The organism is Bordetella petrii, assembly GCF_020991325.1.
GTDB lineage: Bacteria > Pseudomonadota > Gammaproteobacteria > Burkholderiales > Burkholderiaceae_B > Bordetella_A > Bordetella_A petrii_E.
The window spans coordinates 1-6915 of sequence record NZ_JAJMLX010000244.1; the positions used below are offsets into that span (position 1 = coordinate 1).

Below are 6915 nucleotides of genomic sequence, written 5' to 3' on the forward strand. Positions count from 1 at the left end.
GCTGCGCCAGTTCGCGCACGGCCTGCACGGCGCGGCTGGCGCCCAGCAGCACCAGGCCCACGTCGGGCGCATCCGGCAGGGCGGCGATATCGGCGTAGCAGGGCAGGCCGGCGATGGTGTCGTTGCGCGGGTTTACCGGATAGATACGGCCGCCGTAACCATGTTTCTGCAGGTAGGCGATGGGGCGGCCGGCGGTCTTGGCGGCTTCCGATGATGCGCCGATCACGGCCACGCTGCGCGGGCGCAGCAGACGTTCCAATTGGCGCATGGCTTATCCCTTCGCCGCGATCTTGGCCAGGAACGCCTCGACCGAGGCGCGGTGTTCGGCCGTGGTGTAGCACACGGCCTGGGCCTGGCTGCTCATGGCGAACGATTGCTCGGCGCTGAGTTCGTAGGTCTGGTTCAGCTGGGTCTTGGCCAGGGCCAGCGCCGTGGACGACCCATGCGACAGTTCCGCCGCCCAGCGGCGGGCCTGCGCCAGCAGTTCGTCCGGCTGCGCGATCCGGTCGATCATGCCCAGCGCCAGGGCTTCGTCGGCCGCCACGCGCCGGCCCGAGAAAATCAGTTCCTTGGCGCGGGCCAGCCCCACCCGGCGCGGCAGGAAATACATGCCGCCGCCATCGGGGATCAGGCCGCGCTGGATGTATGTCATGGACAGCTGGGCCGTGCTGGCGGCCATGACTAAGTCGCACGACAGCGCCATGTCGCAACCCAGCCCCGCCGCGGCGCCGTTGACGGCGGCGATGGTGGGCTTGGGCAGCTTGAACAGGGCGCTGACGGCATGGTGCGTGCGTTGCTGGCGGGTCCAGCCGTTGAAAGCCACGTCGCCCGCCGGAGCGTCCAGCCGGGCCCTCATGCCCTTGATGTCGCCGCCGGCGCAGAACGCCGCGCCGGCGCCCGTCACCACCAGGGCCCGGATGGCCGGGTCGCGCGCCGCGCGCTCCAGCGCGTCCAGCAGTTCGGTGCGCATCGCGTCGTCGATGGCGTTGCGCACGGCGGGGCGGTTCAGGGTCAGCACGCCGACGCCGTCTTGCACATCGAGCAGGATGGTGGGGGAAGAATGGGTGTGTGTGGTCGTCATGTTGGATGCGGAGGGGTTGTTCGGTCTGTGGGCCTATTCCTGCTGCAGCTTGGCGTCGCGCACCACCTGGCCCCAGCGTTTTTCTTCGGCCTGGACGTACTGGGTCAGTTGGCCGGGCGGGCCCACCTCGACGATCAGGCCTTCTTCGGCGACGCGTTGCTGGAAGGCGGGCGACTGCACAGCCTTGGCCACGGCGGCATTCAGCCGCTGCAGTGCCGCCGGGGGAGTGCCGGCGGGGGCGTACAGGCCATACCAGCTTTCCGCCTGGTAGCCTGGCACGCCTGCCTCGGCCAGCGTGGGCAAGTCAGGAAACGCCTTCGAACGTTCGGCCGAGGTCACGGCCAGGGCGCGCAGCTTGCCGCTCTTGATATGCGATGCCACGCTGGCCACCGTGGTGAACATCAGCTGTATCTGCCCGCCCATCAGGTCGTTTAGCGCCGGCGCGCTGCCCTTGTAGGGCACATGCACCAGATCGACCTTGGCCAGGCGCTTGAACAGTTCGCCCGCCAGGTGCGCCGAAGTGCCGTTGCCAAACGAACCGTAGTTGAGCTTGCCAGGGTTGGCGCGCGCATAGTCCAACAGCTGCTGGACATTCTGGAAGGGTTCTTTGGGATTGACGACCAGGATGTTGGGCGAGTGCGCCACCAGCGCCACTGGCGCGAAGGCTTTGTCGGTATCGAACGGCAGGTTTTTGTGCAGCGACGGGTTGACCGCGTGCGCGAAGGTCGCCATGACCAGCGTGTAGCCGTCGGGTTCGCTGCGCGCCACGAACTGTGTGCCGATCACCGTGCCGGCCCCGGGGCGGTTCTCGACGATGACGGTCTGGCCCAGGTCTTTGCCCATGCCTTCGGCCAGTGTGCGGGCAATGGTGTCGGTGCCGCCGCCCGGGGCGAACGGCACCACCAGGGTCACCGGCCTTTCGGGGAACGCGGCATGCGCGGGCGAGCCCGACAGGAGCGCGGCTGCGCCCAGCGCGGGTATGAGCAGGCGGCGCGCCAGACGCGCGGCCGCCGAAAGGGAATAAGCGGACATGGGGACTGTCTCCTGGTTTTTCGTCGGGTTCCATCGTGGAAGTGGAACTGCAGCGAAATTGTGGGACAGCGCGGCATGGGCGGACAATCAACAATTTGTCCGTTCTAGACAAACCTATTGTTGGGCTTGGCCGGGCGGACGGACCAGGGTTTCCAGCAGCCAGGCGCGAAAAATGCGCAGGGCGGGCGATTCCCGGCGGCCCTTGGGCCGCACCAGGTAGTAACCGCCGGGCAGGGTATGCGTCAGCGCGAACGGCGCCACTAGCGCGCCCGAATCCAGGTAGCGGCCCACCAGCGCCCGGATGCCGATGGCGCACCCCACGCCCTGGATGGCGGCTTCGTAGGCCATGGCGGAATTCTCGAACTTCAGCACGCGCAGCCCCTTGGCGCTACCGTACCCCGCGCCGGCCAGCCATGCGGCCCAGTCGTCGGGGCGCGCCAGTGAATGCAGCAGGGTGACGCGCCGCAGGTCGCCGGCCGAATCCAGGCCGCCCACCGCCTTCAGCAGGGCCGGACTGACAACGGGCACCAACTCGATGGGGGCCAGGAAATCGCTTTCGTAGTCGGGCCAGTGGCCCGTGCCCGACCGTATGGCGGCATCCAGGTCCTGGTGGGCGAAATCCACCGCTTGCGTCGACGCCGACAGGCGCACCTCGATGCCAGGATGTTTTTCATGAAAGCGCGACAGCAGCGGGATCAGGCCGTGCTGGGCGAAAGTCGTGTAGGCCTGGATGGCCAGCACGTCGGGGCGATTGCGGCGGCTGACCAGCGCGGCGGCATGCGAGATCTCGTCGAAGGCGCGGTTCACTGACGGGTACAGCCGCGCGCCGGCGTCGGTCAGTTGAATGGAATGGGGGCCGCGCGTGAACAGCTCCACGCCCAGGTAGTCTTCCAGCACGCGCACCTGGCGGCTGATGGCTACCTGCGTCACGCTGAGCTCTTGCGCGGCCGCGGTGAAACTGAGCAGCCGGGCGGCGGCCTCGAAGGCGCGCAGCGGATTCAAAGGGACAGGAACGCGTTTCATGGGGGCGGGCAGGATGGCGTAACCGGCATATTACGCCGTGGCGGCCCGCCGCCCGGCGCGTCAGGGCGCGGCTGGCACGCGCAGCTCGCGCCGCAGGATCTTGCCGACCGCGGTGTGGGGCAGGTCGTCGCGGAATTCGACGTGGCGGGGCACCTTGTAGCCCGTCAGGTGCTGCCGGCAATGCGCGATCAGGGCCTGGGCATCCAGCTCGGGGTCGCGCCGTATGACGAACAGCTTGACCACTTCGCCCGAACGCTCGTCGGGCACGCCGATGGCGGCCACTTCGCGCACGCCCGGGTGCAGGGCGGCCACGTCTTCCACTTCGTTGGGGTACACGTTGAACCCGGATACCAGGATCATGTCTTTCTTGCGGTCTACCAGGAACACGTAACCCCGTTCGTCCACGTAGCCCATGTCGCCGGTACGCAGGAAGCCGTCGCGATGGAACACCAGGGCGGTCTCGTCGGGGCGATTCCAGTAGCCGGACATGACCTGGGGGCCGCGCACGCAGATTTCGCCGGTTTCACCGCGCGGCAGCTCGACGCCGTCGTCATCGCGGATAGACAGTTCGGTAGACGGCACGGGCAGCCCGATGGAGCCCGTGAAGTCCGTGACGTCCAGGGGGTTGATGGTGACGGCGGGAGCCGTCTCGGTCAGGCCGTAGGCTTGCGCCAGCGCTATTCCCGTAACCTCGTGCCAGCGCTGCGCCACGGCGCGTTGCACGGCCATGCCGCCGCCCATGGTGAGCCGCAGCCGGGAAAAATCCAGCCCGGCGAAGTCCGGATGATTCAGCAGCCCGCGGAACAGGGTGTTGACGCCGGTGATGGCGCTGAACGGGGTGTTGCGCAGGTCTTTGATGAACGAGGACATGTCGCGCGGGTCGACGATCAGCAGGTTGCGCGCGCCCAGTTTCATGAAGACCAGGCAATTGGCGGTGAGGGCGAACACGTGATACAGCGGCAGCGCCGTGACCACGCATTCTTCGCCTTCGCGCACCAGGCCGCGTACCCAGGCATGGGCCTGGCACAGGTTGGCCAGCATGTTGCCGTGCGTCAGCACCGCGGCCTTGGCCACGCCCGTGGTGCCGCCGGTATATTGCAGGAACGCGGGGTCGGCGCGCGTCAGCGCCGGGGCCTGTAGCGGAAGGCGGCTGCCCGCCGACAGGGCGGCGCCCAGCGTGATGGCGCCGGGCAGCTTCCAGGCCGGTACCTTGCGCTTGATATGGCGCACCACGAAATTCACGGCCAGGCCCTTCAAGGGCCCCAGCAGCCCGCCCACGGACGTGGTTACCACGTGCCGCAGCGCGGTGTCCGGCAGTGCCTGCTGCAAGGTGTGCGCGAAATTCTCGGCAATGACGATGGCTTGCGCGCCGGAGTCCGCCAATTGGTGCGCCAGTTCATGCGCGGTGTACAGCGGATTGCAATTGACCACGGCGCAGCCGGCGCGCAACGCGCCGAACAGGCATACCGGGTATTGCAGCAGGTTGGGCATCATCAGGGCCACCCGGTCGCCCTGCCGCAGGCCGCGCGACTGCAGCCACGCGGCGAAATCGCGCGACAGGCGGTCCAGCTGGGCATAGGTAATGGTGGTGCCCAGGCAGGTATAGGCGGGCCGGCCGGCAAAGCGCCGGCAACTGTTGTCCAGGATCGTCAGCAGCGACTCATAGGGCGAGATATCGATGTCGGCGGGTACGCCGGGCGGGTAGCTGTCTAGCCAGATGCGTTCCATAGCGTATGTCTTCGGTGAGGCTCAGGCGGGCGGCTGCGCGCCGTTATCGGCCGGGGCATCGGGAGAGCGGGCCTTGTTCTTGTAGAACTGCTTGTCGGCGATATACACGGTGCGTTCGACCACGGCATACACCGCGCCGTGCTCGTCCTTGAGTTCCACCACGTATACCCGGGTGGTTTCATGCTGGCTGGCCAGTTCGGCCCGTATGGCGGCGATGTCGGCGGGGTCGAGCCGGAAATCGGCATACAGCGTGCCGTAGGCCGGCTTGCGGTAGCGGATGGTGGCCGCCTTGTCCCACACGATGGCATCGGATCCCAGCGCGGACATCAACAGGGTGGGATGCGCGCCGTCTGTCACGGCGAACAGGGCGCCGCCGTACATCGACCCCACGATATTGCGTGTGCGGCGCACCAGCGGCAGGCGGATGCGCAAGTGCATGAAGTCGGGCGATATGTGCGTGACCCGCCCGCCGGTAGACCGGAAGGCGGGGTGCAGGTTGAACCCCAGCCGCATCAGCCGGGCGCGCCATGCCGGCGCCAGCCGTTTGAACCAGTAGGGCTTCACGGCAAGGTCTACAGGGCTTCGAAGATACCGGCCGCGCCCATGCCGGTGCCCACGCACATGGTCACCATGCCGTACTTGCCGCCGGTGCGCCGCAGGCCGTGCACCAGGGTGGCCGTGCGGATGGCCCCGGTGGCGCCCAGCGGATGGCCCAGCGCAATGGCGCCGCCCAGCGGGTTGACCTTGGCGGGGTCCAGTTCCAGGTCGCGCATCACGGCCAGCGACTGGGCGGCGAAGGCTTCGTTCAGTTCGATCCAGTCCAGATCCTGCTGGGCGATGCCGCTGGCGGCCAGGGCCTTGGGAATGGCCATTTTCGGGCCGATGCCCATGATCTGCGGCGGCACCCCGGCCACCGAGAAGCCCACGAAGCGCGCCAGCGGCGCCAGGTTCAGTTCGCGCAGCACGCGTTCGGACACTAGTACCACCGCGGCCGCGCCGTCGGACATCTGCGAACTGTTGCCGGCCGTGACCGAGCCGCGCGCCGCGAACACCGGCTTGAGCTTGGCCAGGGCCTGTGCATTGGTGTCGGCGCGGGGGCCTTCGTCGCGTTCCGCCATCTGCTCGATGGCGCGCGCCGCGCCGGCTTTGCCCGGCACATGCCTGAGAACCTGATAGGGCGTGATTTCCGCGTCGAAGTGTCCGGCGGCGCTGGCCGCGCAGGCTTTCTGGTGCGAGGCCAGCGCGAAGGCGTCCTGGTCTTCGCGCGATATTTTCCATTGCGCGGCCACTTTCTCGCCGGTGAGGCCCATGCCATAAGCCATGCCCAGGTTCTCGTCGTGCGCGAAGATCTCTGGATTGATGGCGACCTTGTTGCCCATGATTTGCGGCATGGCGCTCATCGATTCCGTGCCGGCGGCGATCATGACATCGGCCGCGCCCAGGCGGATGCGCGCGGCCGCGTCGGCCACCGCCTGCAGGCCCGACGCGCAGAAGCGGTTGACGGTAACGCCGGGCACATTGTCGGGCAGGCCGGCCAGCAGCAGGCTCATGCGCGCCACGTTCATGCCTTGTTCGGCTTCGGGCATGGCGCAGCCGGCAATCACGTCTTCGACCCGGGACGGATCCAGCGTCGGCACTTGCGCCAGCGCGGCGCGCAGCGCGGCGGCCAGCATGTCGTCGGGCCGGGTGGCGGCATACAGGCCATTGCGCTTGCCCACCGGCAGGCGGGTGGCGGCCACGATATAGGCGTCTTGAATCTGTTTGCTCATCGCGATTCCTTAATTGCGCAGCGGTTTGCCGGTTTCCAGGGTATGGCGGATGCGCGCCTGGGTTTCGGGCGTGCGCAGCAGCGCCACGAATTCGCGGCGTTCCACGGCCAGCAGCCATTCTTCATCGACGCGCGTGCCGGCGTCGACCTCGCCGCCGCACAGGGCCACGGCGGCGCTGCGCGCCACGCGGTAGTCGTGTGCGCTGATCATGCCGCCTTCGCGCATGTTGAGCAGCACCATTTCTAAGTTGGCGATGCCCGTGCGCCCGGCCACGGGAATGTC

General features: G+C 67.9%; 7 protein-coding genes and 1 pseudogene. All 8 read right to left on the minus strand.

The genetic code is table 11. From position 1 onward, the window contains the following. The coding region (locus LPZ50_RS19545) for a CoA-binding protein (RefSeq protein WP_230663978.1) at positions 1-268 on the minus strand (268 nt) is incomplete at its 3' end. Positions 269-271: 3 nt separating this feature from the next. Beyond that, a complete protein-coding gene (locus LPZ50_RS19550; RefSeq protein WP_230663982.1) occupies positions 272-1081 on the minus strand; it encodes an enoyl-CoA hydratase/isomerase family protein in 810 nt (269 codons plus the stop codon). Positions 1082-1114: 33 nt separating this feature from the next. Further along, on the minus strand, positions 1115-2113 hold the full coding sequence (locus tag LPZ50_RS19555; RefSeq protein WP_230663985.1) for a tripartite tricarboxylate transporter substrate binding protein: 999 nt from the start codon (positions 2111-2113) through the stop codon (positions 1115-1117). Between the two features lie 114 nt (positions 2114-2227). Further along, positions 2228-3136, minus strand: coding sequence for a LysR substrate-binding domain-containing protein (locus tag LPZ50_RS19560; RefSeq protein ID WP_230663988.1), 909 nt, complete (start codon positions 3134-3136; stop codon positions 2228-2230). 60 nt (positions 3137-3196) lie between these two features. Next, positions 3197-4864 carry an AMP-binding protein gene (locus LPZ50_RS19565; RefSeq protein ID WP_230663991.1) on the minus strand — a complete coding sequence of 556 codons (1668 nt, stop codon included), beginning with the start codon at positions 4862-4864 and terminating at the stop codon, positions 3197-3199. Between the two features lie 21 nt (positions 4865-4885). Further along, positions 4886-5377: a DUF4442 domain-containing protein gene (locus tag LPZ50_RS19570; protein WP_268903494.1), complete on the minus strand. Its 492-nt coding sequence runs from the start codon at positions 5375-5377 to the stop codon at positions 4886-4888. 59 nt (positions 5378-5436) lie between these two features. Continuing rightward, entirely contained in the window at positions 5437-6633 is a 1197-nt protein-coding gene (locus LPZ50_RS19575) for an acetyl-CoA C-acyltransferase (RefSeq protein WP_230663997.1), read from the minus strand. A gap of 9 nt (positions 6634-6642) precedes the next feature. Then, a pseudogene (locus LPZ50_RS19580) lies at positions 6643-6915 on the minus strand (3-hydroxyacyl-CoA dehydrogenase); the annotation flags it as partial.

Excerpts from the sequence above, each read along its gene's own strand:
- LPZ50_RS19550 (WP_230663982.1), bottom strand. The coding sequence starts at position 1,081 with ATGACGACCACACACACCCATTCTTCCCCCACCATCCTGCTCGATGTG.
- LPZ50_RS19555 (WP_230663985.1), bottom strand. The coding sequence starts at position 2,113 with ATGTCCGCTTATTCCCTTTCGGCGGCCGCGCGTCTGGCGCGCCGCCTG.
- LPZ50_RS19560 (WP_230663988.1), bottom strand. The coding sequence starts at position 3,136 with ATGAAACGCGTTCCTGTCCCTTTGAATCCGCTGCGCGCCTTCGAGGCC.
- LPZ50_RS19565 (WP_230663991.1), bottom strand. The coding sequence starts at position 4,864 with ATGGAACGCATCTGGCTAGACAGCTACCCGCCCGGCGTACCCGCCGAC.
- LPZ50_RS19570 (WP_268903494.1), bottom strand. The coding sequence starts at position 5,377 with ATGCGGCTGGGGTTCAACCTGCACCCCGCCTTCCGGTCTACCGGCGGG.
- LPZ50_RS19575 (WP_230663997.1), bottom strand. The coding sequence starts at position 6,633 with ATGAGCAAACAGATTCAAGACGCCTATATCGTGGCCGCCACCCGCCTG.